Genomic DNA, 17,364 nt, shown 5'->3' with positions numbered 1-17,364 from the left:
CGGACGGGTCGACGGGTTACCGCAAGCTAATCGCTGGGACCGCCGAGATCAAGGGGGCACCGCCCCTCGTCGCTCTCGCACCACACGGTCCTGCCCTCGGGTCACAGGGCCTCCGACGGCTCGTCCGCGCCGTCCTCGTCGATCTCGAACCACACGGTCTTGCCCTCCGGCTCGGGCCGGATGTTCCACCGGTGGGCCAGCACGTCGAGGAGGACGAGGCCCCGGCCGGAGGAGGAGAGCTCGCCGGGGGCGCGCCGGTGCGGCACTTCGTCGCTGCGATCGGTGACCTCCACGCGCAGCCGCCGTCGGCCGACGGCGCCGCTGATGTCGGCCCGCAGGACGGCGGCCTGTTCGGTGTGGATCAGGACGTTGCCCAGCAGTTCGGAGACGAGCAGCAGGACGGTGTCGACCTGCTCGGGGCGCGCCCAGTCGTGGAGCAGGCCCTGGAACTCGATCCGCGCGTCGGCGAGGCCCTGCGCCTGGTCCTGTGCCAGCGTGAACCGCAGATGCCGCCCGGTCCCGTCGGCGTACCCGTCGGACGGGTCGCGGCGCAGGAGCAGCAGGGCGATGTCGTCCTCCGTGAAGGAGGTGGCGGGCAGGTCGCCCGCCGGTGACGGCTGCGGGGCGACGACCGCGTTCAGGAGCCGGTCCGCGAGCCCGTCGAGGTCGTCCGCGCTGCCGGGGGTCAGCGCGTTGCGCACCCGCAGCCAGCCGGAGTACATGTCGTGGCCGCCGGACTCGATCAGGCCGTCGGTGCACAGCATCAGGATCTCGTTCTCTCGCAGGGAGACGACGCTCACCGGATAGTCGTCCTCGCCGAGGTCGAGGCCCAGGGGCAGGCCGCCCCGTACGTGCTTGAGCAGACAGGTCCCGTCGGGCAGGCGGAGCACGGGATGCGGATGGCCGGCCCGGGCGATGCGCAGGATGCCGGTGGCGGGGTCGGCCTCCAGGTAGATGCAGGTGGCGAAGCGGCCCTCGTTCAGGGACGCCAGGAAGTGGGAGGCGCGGACCAGGACGGCGTCGGGGCCGTGGCCCTCGGCGGCGTAGGCGTGGATGGCCGTACGCAGTTGGGACATCAGCCCGGCAGCGTGCACGTCGTGGCCCTGGACGTCGCCGATCACCAGGCCGAGCCGCCCATTGGGCAGGGCGATGCTGTCGAACCAGTCGCCGCCGACCATGAGGCCGCCGCCGGTCGGGACGTACCGGGCGGCGACGCTGAGGCCGTCGACGCCGGAGCCGATCCGGCCCATGCTGCTGCGCAGGCTCTGCGAGAGAGCGCGGTCGGCCTGGCCGTCGTAGGTCTGCTCGATGCACCGGCCGAGCAGCCGGGCCACGGTCAGCAGGAAGGCACCGAAGCCTTCGGTGACCTTCACGGGGGCGTCGAAGGCGGCCATCCAGACGCCGGTGAGCTGGCCGTACGTGGTCAGCGGCAGGAAGGCCCAGGCCGCGCAGCCCTCGCGGTCGGAGAGCTGCCAGGTGGCGGGGAAGCGGTCGCGGAACTCCTGCGGGGAGGCGAGGAAGACGGGGCGTCCGGTCCTGGCCACCTGCGCGGCGGGGTGAGCGGTGTCCAACGGCAGCCTGAAGGCGTCGCTCTCGCCGTCCTGGAGCCCGAACTGCCCCACGCAGTGCAGTACTTCGCGGTCCGCGCGGAACACCGCCTGACTGCGCAGCGGCAGCGTGGTGTCGGCCATCCGGGAGATCAGGGTGAGCGCCTCGCCGAGCGATTCGACCTGCGCGAGGGCGTGCCCGGTCAGGAGCAGGTCGGCGCCGCGGTGGCGCGCGCGCTCCGCCACTGGGCCCGTCGCACCGGCCGCCGGGCCCGCAAGCCGGTTGAGGGCCTCGACCTGGCGCATCTCGGCGTCGTACGCCTCCGAGTCGCCCTGCTCGCGCCCGCCACCCACCTGCGCCACTCCCGTCTGCTCGGCCCGCTGCCTTCCCCCATGTTGCGTCGATCGGGCCTGCCGCGCCTGCTCACGTACGTCCACCCGCCTCTGCCAGGAGGACGCGCACGCGCGCCTTCTGCCCCAATGAGCCGTCCGCGCCGATGCATTGACGGATCCGCACCCGCGGGACGAAGATCGACAGGCGTCATTCTGACAACGTTGTCGAACGAGAGGAACGCGATGAGAGCGCTGAGACGCGCATTCACCGCCGCATTGATAGTCACCACGGTGGCCGCGGCCTCCGGGGTCGCGAACGCCGGGGAGCGGGGGCCGCGCTTCGCCGCCGACCCCACCACGCTGGTCGACACGTCGATCGGCAACAACGGGGACGGGACGACCTTCCCCGGTGCGGCCGCCCCGTTCGGCATGGTGCAGCTGAGCCCCGACACCCAGCTCAACAAGTACGCGTCCTACGACTACGCGCAGAACTCCATCCTCGGCTTCAGCCACACGCACCTCTCCGGCGTCGGCTGCCAGACGATGGGCAACATCCGGTTCATGCCGACCACCGGCGCGGTGACGTCGTCGGACCCGGCGAAGTACGCGGCGAAGTTCAGCCACGCCAACGAGACGCGCGCACCGGGCTACTACGGCGTGACGTTCGACAACGGCATCGAGGCCGAGCTGTCGGCGACGCAGCGCACCGGCCAGCACCGCTACACGTTCCCCGCCGGATCGGGCGAGGAGAACGTCCTCGTCGAGGCCGGCGAGAGCAACGGCAGCACGTACGCCGGCGACATCGAGGTGGTCGGCGACGACACCGTGGAGGGCTGGGTCCAGGGCGGGAACTTCTGCGGGGAGACCGGCAAGGAGCGCTACCGGATCTACTTCAGCGCCACGTTCGACCGTGCGTTCTCGAAGTTCGGCACCTGGACCGACAACACCCTGACCGCGGACCGGCGGACGGCTTCGCGCGGCAGCAAGCGCGCGGGGGCCTGGCTGACCTTCGACTCCGCCAAGGGCAAGCAGGTCGGCGCTTCGGTGGGCGTGTCCTACACGTCGGTCGACGGGGCGCGTCTGAACCGCAGGGCCGAGCAGCCGAAGTCCTTCGACAGGGCCCGCGGCGCGGCGCACGACGCCTGGAAGGACGAGCTGAACCGCATGCGCGTGGCCGGTGGCAGCACCGCCGACCAGCGCACGTACTACAGCGCGCTCTACCACTCGCTGCTGCACCCGTCGATCGGTTCCGACGTCGACAACCGCTACCGCGGCTTCGACGACAAGGTGCACCGGGCGGATGCGCCGTACTACCAGATGTTCTCGCTGTGGGACACGTACCGCTCGCAGAACCAGCTGGTCGCGTTGTTGCATCCGGACAAGGCCGCGGACATGGCGAAGTCCGTGCTGCGCATCTACCAGGACGGCGGCTGGCTGCCGCGCTGGGGGCTCGGCGGCGGCGAGACCAATGTGATGAGCGGCGACCCCGTCACCCCCTGGGTGGTCGACCTCTACAACCGCGGCCTGCTCGACGACCGCACCGCGCGGGGCCTGTTCGACGCGCTCTGGAAGAACGCCAACGAGGTCCCCGCCGACCAGTCCCTCTTCCGTGGCCGCGACGGCAATCCGACGTACGTGAAGAACGGCTGGATCGGCTACCAGAACCTGCCCGGCTACACGTTCGGCGACAGCCGCCAGGCCGGTTCGGCGACGCTCGAGTACGCGCTCGGCGACTGCGCCCTGTCCACGATGGCCGACGGCCTCGGCCACCCGGACAAGGCCGCGACGCTGGCCGCACGCTGCGACAACTTCACGCACCTGTGGGACTCCGGCGTCACGTCCCAGGGCTTCACCGGGTTCCCGGTGACGAAGAACGCGGACGGCACCGTCGCGGGCAACCCCGACCCGACGCAGTCCGGCGCCTTCCACGAGGGCACCGCGTGGCAGTACCAGTGGCTGGGGCAGCAGGACCCCGAGACGCTGTACGGCCTGATGGGCGGCAAGGCGGCGGCCGAGCAGCGGCTCGACAAGTTCTTCGACATGCCGACGGTCCTGACGGACCCGGCGAAGGCCGCCTCGGACTCGTGGGTGACGGGCGCCTACGACTACCACAACAACTTCGCCTTCAACCCGAACAACGAGCCGGACTTCCACGCCCCGTGGATGTACACGTGGACCGGCGCCCCGTGGAAGACGTCCGCGGTGCTGCGGGCGATGCGGACGCTGTTCACCGACGACGCGTACGGCATGCCCGGCAACGACGACCTCGGCGCCACCTCGTCGCTGCTGGTCTTCGCGATGGCGGGCGTCTTCGAGGCCCAGCCCGGCTCGGCCACGTACGTCGTGACGGCGCCGATGTTCGAGAAGGTCGAGATCCGGCCCGAGCACGGACGCAGGATCGGCATCGAGGCCCCGGGCGCCGACGCCTCGAAGCTGCAGTACGTGTCCTCCGTACGCACGCACAAGGGCGAGCTGCGGCAGAGCTGGCTGTCCCACGAGGACCTGCTGCGCTCCGGCACCGTCAAGGTGCGGCTCGCCGACCGGCCGACGAGCTGGGGCGTGGACGCGGCCCCGCCGGCCGTGGCCGCGCGCTGACATGACGAACGGGTGCGGTCCCTCCCTGCGGAGGGGCCGCACCCGTTCGCGTACGCCGGTCAACTCGGGCGCAGCAGTTCGCGCAGCGCGTCGACGTCGCCGAGCAGCCCGTCGACGTCCCCGTCCGTCAGGGACGGGTCGGCGACGGGGCGCAGGGCCGGGTCGCGCAGGGCCGCGGCGAGGGCCGCGACCTTGCGGTTGAGCACCGCGTTGACCCGCTCGTCGATGGTGTCCGTGGCGAGCAGGACCGTGCAGGTGGGGCGGGCGTCGGGCGGCAGGCCCAGCCGGTGCGTGCGGTCGATGGCCTGGAGCCAGGTGCCCGCGGCGTAGCCGCGGTCCAGGTGGATCTGGTCGCTCGCGGCCAGGTGCAGGGAGACCCCCTCCCCCAGCGTCTGCGGGGTCGCGACGAGCGCCCAGCAGTCCGCGTCGTGCCGGAAGCGGTCGAGCTGCGCACGGCGGTCGGCGCGGCCCAGCGGGTCGTCGAACGGGGTGGAGCCCGTGATGACGGCCGGACGGTGCCGGGCCAGCGCCGAGGTGAGCGCCTCCACGTTGCCGAGGAAACCCGACCAGACGACGGTCTTGCGGCCCGCGGCCCGGTTCCCGGCCACGAGCTGGGCGGCGCGCAGCACCTTGGCCGGGCGGATGTGCCCCACCGGATCGGTGACCAGGGACGCCAGATCGGTGTGGCCGACGTCCTCCCAGGGCAGCGACCACGGGCGTCCCGGAGCGAACACGGCGGCCGGGTTGGCCGCGGCGGCGATCAGGTTCAGCAGCGCGCGTCCGGCCTGGGCGGCCACCGCGGCGGACGCGGCGCCCCCGGGCCCGCCGGCGTCCAGGGCCCACCGCCGCACCCGGTTGGACATGGCGTCGTACAGGGCGCGGTGCGAGGCGTCGAGGGCGATGCGTTCCACCCGCAGCTCCAGCGGCGGCAGTTCGAGGTCGTCCTTGGTGGCACGCACGTAGGCCCGGTCGCGGAGGTGGGCGAGGTCGCCGTGCACGAGCCGGGGTCCCTGTCCCGGCCACACCAGGTCGAACACGGCCTCCAGGTCACGGGGCCGATTGGGCATCGGGGTCCCGGTCAGCACCATCACCGCGTCGGCCCGGCGGGCGAGCTCGGCGGCCTGTGCTCCGCGCCGGGATGCGGCGCCCGCCTTGGCGCGGTGGGCTTCGTCGAAGACGGTGAGGACCTTGCGGCCGCGGGACCAGCCGGCGAGCCCGGCGCGGACCGCCGGGTCGGCGAGCCGCTCGTAGTTGAGCACCACGACGGAGTCGGTGCGCGCGAACACCCGGGGACGGACGGCGACGGACGGCACCCGGTCCGGGGCGAAGCAGGCCCGGGCCTCCTCCACCCAGGCCTCGAAGGCGGACGGTGGCGCGACCACGAGCATGGCGTGCGCGGTGCCGAGGCTGCGCAGCGCGGTGAACACGGCGTACGCGACGGTGGTCTTGCCCGATCCCGGTACGGAGAAGTTCGCCCCGCCGCGGGCCGCCACGAGCCGGGCCACGGCGGTGCGCTGGAAGGGGCGCAGCGGCCGGACGAACCCCAGCGCGGGCAGATCGAGTCCCGTCGGCCAGACGGACTGCCGCGCGACCGACAGGGCCAGCACTCCGGCCGGCGCGTCCTCCCCCGCGGCCCCGGCGGCCGCTGTCGCACGCAGCCGCTCGGCGGCCGCGGTCCACTCCCAGCGGGCGCCCGCCGCGGGGTGGCGGGCGAGCAGCCGGGGCAGCGCGCGGGCCCGGTCGGGGCGGACGGTGACCTCGCTCGCGGCGCCCGCGGGGTCGGTGGCGCCGTGCAGGGTCGGCCGCAGCAGGGCCACGACCTCCTGCCACCACAGGTCGTCGACGTGCGCGGGCCTGCGGACGACGGGGCGGCCCGCGCCGTCGACGGTCACCGTGCCCGTGGCAGGCGGGCGGATCCGCGTCGCGGCGCTCACCGGCGGGCCTGCTGCCTGAGGTACGCCATCACGCCCTGCCGCAGGAAGCGGCGCAGGTTCTCGATCGACGCGTCGGTGCCGCCCTCCGCCTCGGGGTCGATGCCGAACTCGTCGATCATGCGCGGCAGATCGGGGTCCTCGGGGTCGTACTCGTCCGCGTCGACCCCCGCGCGTACGGCGTCCACGGGGACCTCGGCGAGGACGTCCGCGTGCGCGGACAGGGCGTCGATGTCGTCGGCCAGGGCGACGACGGCCTTCGACCACTCGCGGGGGTCGGAGAGCGGGTCGGTCCGCGGGGCGTCGTCCTCGTCCTCATCCGGCGCGTCCGGCGCGTCCGGCGCGTCCGGCCACAGCGGGACGGCCACGCCGGAGCCGAGCGCGGGGCCCGCGCCGTCGGTGCGGGCCCCGGCGCCCTGCTCCCGGGGCTGCGGGGCGTCGTCCGCCGCCCGTTCGCGCCGCCCGCTGTCCACCCACCGCTGGCGCAGCCACTCCTCCAGCATCTCCTCGCCGCCGACCGGGTCGACCGGGACGACGGGCACCTCGGTGACGGCCGCGGCGACGATCGCCGCCAGCTGGTCGATGCCCTCGTGCCGGCAGGCCGCGTTCATGACGACGACGTCCGCCTCCACCTTCATGACCCCGCCGCGGCCGCCGCGGCCGGTCAGGGTCAGTGAGGACGGCCAGCGCACGGTGCGGACGCCGTCCTTGGCCGCCACTTCCCTGCCGTACTCGCGCAGGGCCGGATTGGCCGCGTGCGCGACGAGCGCCAGGGCGGCGAGGGCGCGCTGGTGGGGGCCGAGGGACGAGCGCTGCGGATGCGTGACGGCGTCGGCCTCGCGGTGGGCCGCGGCCGCGATCTCCTCGAGGTCGCGCTCGATCACGTCGGTCCAGTTGCCGTCGTGCGACGCGATGTCGCGCAGCTCGGGCTTGCGGAAGGAGCGGGCGATCACCGCCGTGAACTGGCCCATCTCGCCGTCCCCTTCGAGGCCCGCGACCAGGCCGGCGAGCGAGGCGGTGGTGGTCGCCGCCTGCAGGGGCGAGTTGGGCACGCGCAGCCGCTTGAGGGTCTCGCGGACCACGCGGTACCGGCTGGAGACCGCCGGGTCGTCCACCACCGTGGAGATCATGACGTGGGTGGTGGCGACGACGCGGTTGCGGTAGGGGCCGCGCGCGGGGTCGTCCGCCCAGGGCACCTCCGTGTCGCCGAAGAAGACGTCGCGCTGCTCGTCGGTGACGTAGGCACGGCGGACGAGGTCGTTGACGACGGTCCGGGCCTTGAAGGCCTCGTCGTCGGCCTTGCCCCACAGCGTCGGGTTCTGGCCCTTGACGTGGAAGCGGGCCATGTCGGCGTAGACGACGTCGTGGTCGCTGTTGTCGCGGTAGGGCCGGACGGCGATGCCGATGTCCATCCGCGCGGTCATCATGCGCAGGGTGGCCTCGGCCTCAGGGGAGGCCGCGTCGAGCCACTTCTGCACGGCGTTGCCGGTCCGGCCGTCGGGCCACACCTCGAACGCGGCGTCCTTGAAGCGGAGTTCGCGCAGCGCCGCCTCGATCGTGTCGGGCGTGTGCGGGCGCACGGTGAGGGTCCCGTCGCCGTTCTCCCAGTGCAGGGTGGACAGTTCGGCGTTCAGTCCCATCAACTGGCCCATGAAGGCCTGGGCGACGCTCACCCGCGTCCAGCCGTCGTCGGTCTCGACGAGGTGGCCGTGCTCGTCGTCGTCGACGTACATGTCGTACGCGAATCCGCGGATCTCCTCCCTGATGCCCTCCAGGGCCAGCGAGTCGGCGAACTCCTTCTCGGCCTCGCCCGCGTAGGCGTGCGGCAGACGCACGCTCTGCTGCGCCTTGGTGATGGCGTCCAGGTGCTCGGCGGAGCGCGCGCGGACCCGCAGGCCGGGGCCGATCTCGTGGATCAGCGACAGCCCCTTCTCCCGCATCTGGCGCTGGGCGGAGGCCGCCATGCGCGGCTGCACGGTGGCCGGGCGCACCATCGGGACGCACACCTGGAGCTGGGCGACCGAGAGCAGTCCGGCGTGGTTGCGGCGCCACTGGGCGCGGCGGACGGCCTCGATGTTGTCGCGGCCGACGGACACCGCCTCGATGGCCCGGACGAGTCCGGCGGGCGTCTCCTCGGGAGCGCCGCCGTGGATCTTGGCGTACCACTCCATGACGGCCTTGCCGAGTGCGGTGGGCGGTTCGCCGTCGCTCAACTCCCGCTCGCCGCTGAGGGGTTCGAAGACCGGTGGCAGCAGCGGGAAGACGCCGTCGAGCGGGACGGCGTCCGAAATCAGGTTCTGGTGGCCGGGATTGAGGAACTGGAAGGTGCTCTTACGAGCGGCCATGGGTGACAACCTCCGTGGGTCGACACCCGTCGATGCGCCGGGTACAGGAAGACACTGTGGACACGGTGGAGACGGGTGCGTCATCGGTGCGCTGCACGGCAGCGCGCTGCTCAACTGCTCGACGACGCAAGCGCCGCCTCCACTGACCCGTCACCAGAGCCGGCCAAGCGCGTCGCCTGTTGCGGCGTGCGAGGGCGGATGGACTCCCGATGTCGTGGAGCGGCCACCTGTCGGAGGTGGCTGCGGAGGGAAGAGTAGCGACCGGTGTGTCAACTCGCTCATGAAATCGAGGAGTTGATCACGGCACCGTCAGGATTCGGCCACCTGTGTCACGACGTCCGACAGCGTCCGCCCCAGCGGCAGGTCGATACGGTGCGCCGCCAGCGCGTCGCCGCGGCCCGGGCCCTGGTTGACGATCAGCACGGGGATGCCGGCCTGATGCGCCTGGCGCGCGAAGCGGAGCCCGGACATGACGGTCAGCGAGGAGCCGAGCACGAGCAGGCTGCTCGCCCCTTCGACCAGCTTGCGGCAGTCGGCGACCCGCTCCCGCGGCACGTTCTCCCCGAAGAAGACCACGTCCGGTTTGAGTACGCCGCCACAGGCCTCGCAGGGGACGACGCGGAAGCCCGTCACCGCCTCGTCGGGCAGGTCCACGTCGCCGTCCGGATTGACCCTCGCCGCCGCGGCGCGCTGTGCGGCGGCCGACTCGAACTCCGGGTTGGCCCCGCGCAGCCGCCGGTCGAGCGCGGTGCGGTCGCTGAGGTCACCGCACGCGAGGCAGATCACGCGGCGCAGGCTGCCGTGCAGCTCGATGACGTCCGCAAGGCCCGCGGCCTGCTGCAGCCCGTCCACGTTCTGCGTGATCACCCCGTCCACCAGGCCCGCCGCGGCGAGGGCGGCGACGGCGCGATGGCCCGCGTTCGGCTCGGCCCGGGTCATGGCCCGCCAGCCCACCTGGCTGCGCGCCCAGTACCGCTGCCGCGCCGCCGCGCTGCCCGCGAACTCCTGGAACGTCATCGGGGTGCGCCGCCGCAGGGAGCCGTGCTCGCCGCGGTAGTCCGGGATGCCGGACTCGGTCGACAGGCCCGCGCCGCTGAGCACGACGACCCCGCCGGCCCGCACGGCGTCCACCACCGGGGCCGGATCGGTCGAGGCCGGGGGCAGCCCTTCGGCGGGTTCCCAGGTCAACGTGGGTCGCATCCGCATGTCTGCCAGCTTACGCAGAGAAGATCGGCCGCCCTAGGGCGTGTCTTCAAACTCCCGTCTGCCTCACGACGCCTGGCACGCACTCTCGCCGCACCGGGCGTAAGGCCAAGTACATCCAGTACGAGGCCTTGCACCCGGCACGCCGAGAGCACGCACCAGACGCCGCGCGGCCGCCCTGCGGGCGACGACGGGAGTTTGAAGACACGCCCTAGGCCGCCGTCTCCGCCTCCACGACGGACCGGGTCAGCGGCCCGTACACGCCGAGCGGCTCGTTCAGGGCGCGTGCCTGTTGGATCCGGGTCACGGCCTCGGTGACGTCCGTGCCGTACGTGCCGTTCAACGGGCCCACGTACAGCCGCAGTTGGCGCAGGCGCCGCTGCAGATCCCGGACCTGGGTGCCTTGGCTGCCCGGGCCGAGCCGCTGCGGCTGCCCGGCGGGCCGGGCGGACGGCGGGGGTGCGGCGCTCCGGTGGGCCGGGACGGTGGGGGTCTCGGCCGGGACCGGGGACGCGTCCTGCCAGGGCGGGACGACGGCCTGTCCGATGCCGTGGGCGTCGCTCGGCCCGGGCTCCGGCGCCGCACGCTCGGTGCCGTGCCTCGCCGAGGTCAGCGTGTGTCCGGCGAGCAGCACGGCCGCGCCGAGCACGGCCACGGTGACGCCGGTGTGCACGGTGCGGCGCACGGCCCGGCCGCCGTTGCGCGGGACCGTCCGGTACCTGGGCGCCCGGTGCCGTCCGCCGACCGGCCGGGACGTCCTCGTCGCCGGTTCGATGATCTCGATGCTCACGGGGTGACCCTAGGCGGGACACGGGCGGCCTCGACGCGCTCCGAACCGGACGCGCGGATCCTTAAGCGGGCCTTGATGTGCGCCTCAACGGCCGTTAAGGAAGCGCGGGACGGGCCGGGGGTCAGCCGGTGACCAGCCCGGTGACGAGGTTGATGGCGGTGGCGAGGATGCTGGTGCCGAAGACGTACGACAGCAGGGTGTGGCGCAGCACGATCGCGCGGATCGTCGTGCTGGAGACGTCGGTGTCGGACACCTGGTACGTCATGCCGAGGTTGTAGCTGAAGTAGAAGAAGTCCCGGTAGGCGGGCGGTTCCTCGGAGTTGAAGTCGATCCCGCCGCCCGCCGAGTAGTAGACGTACGCGTAGCGGGTCGCGTACATGAGGTGCAGCGCGGCCCAGGCCAGGAACACTCCGCACAGTGCGGTCGCGGCGGCGACGTGGTCGGTGTCGGACTTGCCGCGCAGGAGCAGCAGCACGATGGCGACCAGGCCGCACAGGGCGACGGCGACGACCACGAGCTCCTCGGCGAGCGGCCTGAAGTCCTCGCGGTGGGCGTTGCGGTGGGTCGCGGCGGCGTCCAGGGGCCACAGGACCACCCAGCCCGAGACCACGAAGAGGAGCTCGGTCGCGGCGATGCCGACGAGCCAGCCCAGCGGGGCGTCGGTGGCGACGCCCGCGGCCGTGCCGCCCAGGGCGCCGATGACCACCGCGGCGACGAGCCTCGGGACGGCGGACAGCGGCAGTCTCATGGGGTGATCCTCGCATCGGCGCCGGGCGGCGGCACGTACTCGGCGAGCAGGTCGGTCAGGGCCCGGGCGGCCGCGCTCGGCGGGCGGTCGGTGGGCGCGGCGAGGGAGAGCGGCCAGTGCAGGTCGGCCCCGGTCACCGGGAGCACGGCGAGTCCGTGGGCGGTGCCGACGAGGAAGCGCGGGACGAACGCGATGCCGAGCCCCGCGCGCACATAGTCGGCGGTCGTCACGATGTCGGTGATCTCGATCGTCACGTGCCGGGGCACCTTGGCCGCCGCGAACGCCCGGTCGGCGATGGCCCGGTTGCCGTAGCCCGGCGGGCAGTCGATGAAGCGAAGACCGGCGAGCTCGCCGATCTCCACCTCGGTGCGGGACGCGAGCGGATGGTCGGGCGGGACGACCAGGTCCAGGGTCGAACCGGCCAGGGTCGTCAGGGCGACGCCGGCCGGCGCCGGTCCCGGCAGCGAGACGAGGGCCAGGTCGAGGCGGCGCTCGGTGAGCGCCTCGACGTGGCCGCGCGAGCCGGAGGGCGCGACGGAGATCTGTAGTTGCACGCCGGGGTGGCGGCGGTGGAACTCGCCGAGCAGCGCGGGCAGGTCGATGAGCCGGACGGAGGTGAGCGTGCCGAGCCGCAGGGTGCCGCGCAGCCCGCCGCGCACCTCGGCCACGGCGTCCGCGGCGTCCCGCGCGGCGTCGAGCGCGATCCGGGCCTTGGGCAGCAGGGCGCGGCCCGCGTCGGTGAGCAGCACCCGCTTGGAGTTGCGGTCGAGCAGCCGGGTCTCCAGCTCGCGCTCGAGCGCCTTGACGGCGGCGGAGACCGCGGACTGGACGATGTGCAGTCGCGCCGCGGCCCGCGTGAAGTTCTGCTCTTCGGCGACGGCGACGAAGTACTCGAGATGTCGGAGCTCCACGCCCCGACTATGACACAACCATCTCTCATCCAGATGATGACCAGCGCAAAGATTCGTTGGACGCGATCGCTGGTGCGTCGGAGAGTGGGCCGTGCCCGCCCACGCCCCGTGGGCAGCGCCCTTCGGATCGGAGCAGTGCCATGACCACGTCGACGCCCGTGCGCGCTCGGCTGTCCCCCCTGCCCACCCCGGGCGGCCCGCCGCCCGCCCTCGCCGCCCCGTCGGCCCGGCACGGCACGGGCTTCTGGGTGGTCGCCGCGGCGTTCCTCGTCGCCATGGCGTTCTCCACCGTGCCGACACCGCTGTTCCCGCTGTACGCCGCCCATGACGGCTTCTCGACGTTCATGGTCACGGTGGTCTTCGCCGTGTACGCGGTGGGCGTGATGGTCAGCCTGGTCCTGGCCGGACACGTCTCGGACTGGCTGGGCCGCAGGCGCGTGCTGCTTGCCGCGCTGACCCTGCAACTCGTGGCGGCCGTCCTGTTCCTGACGAGCGCGGCGCTGCCCGTGCTGCTCGTGGCACGGTTCGTCACGGGCCTCGGCGTCGGCATGCTCACCGCGACGGCGACGGCGCATCTGCACGAACTGCACACCGCGCACCGGCCGCGCGCCTCGGCGCAGCGGTTCGAGACGGTCTCCACGGCGGCGAACATCGGCGGCCTCGGCCTCGGCCCGCTGGCCGCCGGATTCCTCGCCCAGTACGTGACCGAGCCGCTGCGCGTTCCCTACGCGGTCTTCGCCGTGCTGCTCGTGGCGGTGATGGCCGCGCTCGTCCTCGCGCCCGAGACGGTGCGCACGCCCGAGGTGCGCCCGCACTACCGGCCGCAGCGGGTGAGCGCCGACCACGGCGACCGGGCGGGATACATCGGGGCCGCGGCCGCCGGGTTCTCCGCGTTCGCGGTGCTCGGCCTGTTCACGGTGACCGCGCCCGGTTTCCTCGGGCAGGCGCTCGGCCGTCCCTCGCACGCCCTGGCCGGTGCCGTCGTGTGCGCGGAGTACCTCGCCGCGGTCCTCGCCCAGACACTGACGCACCGCCTCCCGGCCCGGGCGAAGATGACGCTCGGGCTGCTCGCCCAGGCCGTCGGCTTCCTGAGCGTGGTCGCCGGCATGCACGCCGTCGATCTGGCGACGTTCCTGACCGGCGGGATCGTCGCGGGCATCGGCTCGGGCCTGATGTTCAAGGCGGCCGTGGGCACGGTCGTCACGATGGCCGCACCGGCCCGGCGCAGCGAGGCGCTCGCGGGTCTGTTCCTCGTCGCCTACGTGGGCCTGAGCGTCCCGGCGGTCTCGATCGGCGTCGCCACCGTGTCGCTGACGGCGACCGCGGCGATGACCTGGTTCGCCGGGCTGCTCCTGGTGCTCCTCGCGGCCGTCGCGGTCCTCAACCGGCGCTCGCCCGACGGCCGTTGAGCCCTTCAGCTGGAGGCGCGGACCACCAGCTCGGGCTCGAAGATCATCGACGTCGGTTCGGTGCGGGTGCCCTCGATGTGCTCCTGGAGGATGCGGGCCATGGCCCGCGCCATCTCCTCCACCGGCTGCCGCACGGTCGTCAGGGGCGGGGTGCAGGTGATCGCGACGCTGGAGTCGTCGAACCCGACGACGGCGACGTCCTCCGGGACGCGCCGGCCCCGCTCCCGCAGGACCTGGCAGACGCCCTGCGCCATCAGGTCGTTGGCCGCGAACACCCCGTCCAGATGCGGATGGTCGTCCAGGAGCCTGGCCATCGCCGCGGCCCCGCTCTCCAGGGTGAACCCGCCCTCGGCGATGGGGACGTAGGGCAGCCCGGCCCGCTCCGTCGCCTCCCGGAACCCCGCGAGCCGCTGCTGCCCCGCGGGCACGTCGAGCGGTCCCGTCACCGTCGCGACGCGGCGGCGGCCGCGGTCCAGCAGGTGCTGCGCCGCGATCCGGCCGCCCTCTCCGTGCGCCAGGTCCACGTAACTGAGGGGTGCGGGCACGGCGGGCCGCGCGAAGCACACCGCGGGCAGGTGCTCCGCGGCGAGCAGCGGCGGCAGCGGGTCCTCCGCGTGCGTGGAGACGACGAGTGCCCCGTCGGCCCGGCCCTCGCGCAGATACGCCATGACCTCGCTCCGCGCCGCCTGGGACTCGGCGAACATCAGCACCGGGTGCATGGAGCGCGTCCGCAGGAAGGCGACGACGCCGCTGACGATCCGCCCGAAGAACGGGTCGGCGAACACCCGTGCCGTGAACGCGTTCTGCGCGCCCTCGTCCTCCTCGCCCGCGCCCGACACCACGAGGGCGATGGTCTCCGCGCGTCGCGTCACGAGGGAACGCGCGGCCCGGTTGGGCGTGTAGCCGGTGCGCGCGATGGCCTCGCGCACCACCTCGCGGATGGCCGGATCCACGCTGGGGACCTCGTTGATCACCCGGGACACGGTCGCCCGCGAGACCCCCGCCTCGCGCGCGACGTCCTCCAGCGTCAGGGACTGTCGTTGCATGGACGCAGCCTAATCGCGACCGGCGCGCCGCGCATAGAGCGCTCTCTTGTCAACTGCCCTGGCCCCGCGCCTCGATGACCGCACTGAGCGGCAGGTCACCGACCGAGCGTCCCGCGTGCACGGTGAAGCGGCCGGGCTCGACGACCCACGCGCCGCGCTCCGCACACCAGTGCCGCAGCGCGCGGGCGGACACCGTGACGGCGGCGTCGACCGTCGCCCCGGGGGCCGCGTGCACGGCCGCGTACCCGGCGAGCCAGCGCACGGGCCGCTCCACCGCCGAGCCCGGCCGCGACAGATACACCTGGACGACCTCGCGGCCGTGCCGCCGACCGGTGTTCCGCACCTGCACGCGGACCGTGAACTCCCCTTCGTCTTCTGCGACTTCGGGCACGGCGACGCTCTCGTACGCCCAGGTCGTGTAGCCGAGACCGTGCCCGAACCAGTAGGCGGGTTCCCGTCCGGCGTACAGCCAGGCCCGGTGTCCGACGTGCAGCCCCTCCTCGTAGGCGAGCACGCCGTCGACGGGTTCGGTGGCGGTGACCGGCGCGTCCTCGAGGTACTCGGCCCAGGTGGTGGGGAGGCGGCCGCCCGGTTCGGTGTCGCCGAGGAGGAGTCCGGCCAGGGCGTGTCCCGCCTCCTGCCCGGGGAGCCAGCCGAGGAGGACGGCCGCGACCTCGTCCCGCCAGGGCAGTTCGACCGGCCCCCCGGCGTTGACCACCACGACGGTACGGGAGTTGACCGCGGCCACGGCGCGTACGAGGTCGTCCTGGTGGCCGGGCAGGGCGAGGCAGGTCCGGTCGTGGCCCTCCGACTCGCTGCCGTCCGTGGTCCCCACGACGACGACCGCGGTGTCCGCGTCGCGGGCCAGGTCGACGGCCTCGGCGAGCGCCGCGCCGGGGTGCGGCGGGGGCGGAGCGGCGGTCAGGACGGTGGCGCGGCCGGTGTCGGGGTCGAGCCGGCGGCGCGCCACGACGAGAACGGGCGTTCCTTCGGCGAGCTCGTGGCATGCGGTGGCGGCGGGCGGGTTCACATGGACGACGGCCGGGTCGTCGGTCTCCCGCGCGAACGAACCGTCGATCACCACGCGGCCGTCCACGCTCAGCGACATCCGGCCGAACCCGGCGAGAGCGAACGTCCATTCACCGCCGGCTTCCGGCGTCAGCACCGCACTGATCTCCACGGTGTCCGCGCCCTCGACGAGGTCGGGCTCCAACAGGCGCCCGGAGAACCTCAGTTCGCTGTACAGCTCGGCGCCGTCGGCGGCCAGCATGCGCAGCCGCAGGCCGGGGACACCGGTGAGCGGATCGGTGCAGTCGCGCGGGCCGAGGGGCTCGGGCGGGGCGCCGAGGTCCGGGCCCGCCGCATGGACTACCCGGGTCCGCTCGGGCAGCCGGGCGCGCAGGCCCTCCAGCGGGGAGACGGTCCGCTCGGGGAAGACTCCGGCGCTGCCGCCGCCCTGCACGCGCGGCTCGACAGCGTGCGCACCGATGACCGCGATGGTCCCCAACTCCCCTTCTTTCAACGGGAGTACGCCGTCGTTCTCGAGCAGGACCGCCCCGGCTGCGGCGGCCCGGTGCAGCAGCGCTCGCGCACGGCCGGGGCTCGCCTGCGTACGTCGGGCAGGGTCGGCCGTTCCCGCCAGGGCGCCGACCCGCTGGGCCAGTACGAGGAGCCTGCGCACCTTGTCGTCGATCGCGGCACGCGGCACCCGGCCGTCCGCCACGGCGTCGGCCAGCAGGTCGTCCCACGGGCCGCCCGGTCCCGGCATGGCGAGGTCGAGGCCCGCGTGCGCCGTGTCCACGGCGGTGCGCAGGGCGCCCCAGTCGGAGACGACCACGCCGTCGAACCCCCACTCGTCCTTCAAGGGGTGGGTCAGGAGTGAACTCGCGGTCATGGTCGCGCCGTTGACCCGGTTGTAGCTGGCCATCACCGCCCACACCCCCGCCTCGACGGCGGCCTCGAAGGGGGCGAAGTACACCTCGCGCAGGGTGCGTTCGTCGACGCGTACGTCGACGGTGAGGCGGCCGGTCTCGGAGTCGTTGGCCACGAAGTGCTTGGCCGCGGCCGCGACCCCCTCGCTCTGCAGGCCGCGGATCAGGGCCGCGCCGATCCTGCCCACGAGCCAGGGGTCCTCCGAGAAGCACTCGAAGTGGCGCCCGGCGAGCGGGGAGCGGTGGAGGTTGAGGTGCGGGGCGAGGACGACGTGGACCCCCTTGCGGCGGGCCTCGTCGGCGAGCAACCGGCCGACTTCCTGGACGAGTTGTTCGTCCCAGGTGGCCGCGAGGGCGGACGCCGACGGGAGCAGGACCGAGGTGACGCGCTCGTCCCAGGCCTCTCCGCGGACCCCCGCGGGCCCGTCCGAGGTCACCACCTCGGCCAGGCCCACGGCGGGTTCGGCGCGGGTGCGCCAGGTCGTCCCCCCGGTGAGCAGCCGGATCTTCTGCGTCGGACTCAGCTTCTCGAGCAACCGGTCCGGCTCCTCGTCGGCCATGGCCCCCACCCCTCG

The 17,364-nt window shown here is 73.6% G+C and carries 11 protein-coding genes; 2 read left to right on the top strand and 9 right to left on the bottom strand.

The genetic code is table 11. From position 1 onward, the window contains the following. Nucleotides 1-101: 101 nt before the first annotated feature. Entirely contained in the window at nt 102-1,910 is a 1,809-nt protein-coding gene (locus ACIBUY_RS26020) for a SpoIIE family protein phosphatase (RefSeq protein ID WP_399153878.1), read from the bottom strand. 213 nt (nt 1,911-2,123) lie between these two features. Between ACIBUY_RS26020 and ACIBUY_RS26015 the strand changes: the two genes are divergently transcribed. Then, entirely contained in the window at nt 2,124-4,475 is a 2,352-nt protein-coding gene (locus ACIBUY_RS26015; RefSeq protein WP_399153877.1) for a GH92 family glycosyl hydrolase, read from the top strand. 59 nt (nt 4,476-4,534) lie between these two features. Here ACIBUY_RS26015 and ACIBUY_RS26010 read toward each other — a convergent pair whose 3' ends face one another. The 6 genes from ACIBUY_RS26010 to ACIBUY_RS25985 form a co-directional block, all read right to left on the bottom strand. After that, entirely contained in the window at nt 4,535-6,409 is a 1,875-nt protein-coding gene (locus ACIBUY_RS26010; RefSeq protein WP_365566102.1) for a DEAD/DEAH box helicase, read from the bottom strand. Beyond that, complete coding sequence (locus tag ACIBUY_RS26005) at nt 6,406-8,751, bottom strand: hypothetical protein (protein WP_399153876.1); 2,346 nt, start codon at nt 8,749-8,751, stop codon at nt 6,406-6,408. Before ACIBUY_RS26005 ends, ACIBUY_RS26010 begins: the two co-directional genes overlap by 4 nt. Before the next feature lie 309 nt (nt 8,752-9,060). Continuing rightward, nucleotides 9,061-9,957 (bottom strand): NAD-dependent protein deacetylase, encoded by an 897-nt coding sequence (locus ACIBUY_RS26000; protein WP_399153875.1) that lies wholly within the window; start codon nt 9,955-9,957, stop codon nt 9,061-9,063. Nucleotides 9,958-10,165: 208 nt separating this feature from the next. After that, nucleotides 10,166-10,744 carry a peptidoglycan-binding protein gene (locus ACIBUY_RS25995; protein ID WP_365575623.1) on the bottom strand — a complete coding sequence of 193 codons (579 nt, stop codon included), beginning with the start codon at nt 10,742-10,744 and terminating at the stop codon, nt 10,166-10,168. Nucleotides 10,745-10,865: 121 nt separating this feature from the next. Beyond that, a complete protein-coding gene (locus ACIBUY_RS25990) occupies nt 10,866-11,492 on the bottom strand; it encodes a DUF1345 domain-containing protein (RefSeq protein ID WP_365575625.1) in 627 nt (208 codons plus the stop codon). Further along, nucleotides 11,489-12,403 carry a LysR family transcriptional regulator gene (locus ACIBUY_RS25985; protein ID WP_399153874.1) on the bottom strand — a complete coding sequence of 305 codons (915 nt, stop codon included), beginning with the start codon at nt 12,401-12,403 and terminating at the stop codon, nt 11,489-11,491. The genes ACIBUY_RS25990 and ACIBUY_RS25985 overlap by 4 nt, the downstream gene beginning before the upstream one ends. A 140-nt stretch (nt 12,404-12,543) precedes the next feature. On the opposite strand from ACIBUY_RS25985, the gene ACIBUY_RS25980 reads away from it, so the two are divergent. Then, nucleotides 12,544-13,812 carry an MFS transporter gene (locus ACIBUY_RS25980; RefSeq protein WP_399153873.1) on the top strand — a complete coding sequence of 423 codons (1,269 nt, stop codon included), beginning with the start codon at nt 12,544-12,546 and terminating at the stop codon, nt 13,810-13,812. 5 nt (nt 13,813-13,817) lie between these two features. On the opposite strand, the gene ACIBUY_RS25975 is transcribed toward ACIBUY_RS25980, so the two are convergent. After that, entirely contained in the window at nt 13,818-14,858 is a 1,041-nt protein-coding gene (locus ACIBUY_RS25975) for a LacI family DNA-binding transcriptional regulator (protein ID WP_399153872.1), read from the bottom strand. Between the two features lie 49 nt (nt 14,859-14,907). Continuing rightward, the gene (locus ACIBUY_RS25970) at nt 14,908-17,349 is read right to left on the bottom strand and encodes a glycoside hydrolase family 3 C-terminal domain-containing protein (protein ID WP_399153871.1); all 2,442 of its coding nucleotides are present in this window, start codon (nt 17,347-17,349) and stop codon (nt 14,908-14,910) included. Between the last annotated feature and the right edge of the window lie 15 nt (nt 17,350-17,364).

The sequence above is a fragment of the Streptomyces sp. NPDC050085 genome, assembly GCF_044460595.1.
GTDB lineage: Bacteria > Actinomycetota > Actinomycetes > Streptomycetales > Streptomycetaceae > Streptomyces.
Note: the sequence above shows the minus strand (reverse complement) of the source record. Positions and strands in the feature narration are given on the sequence as shown.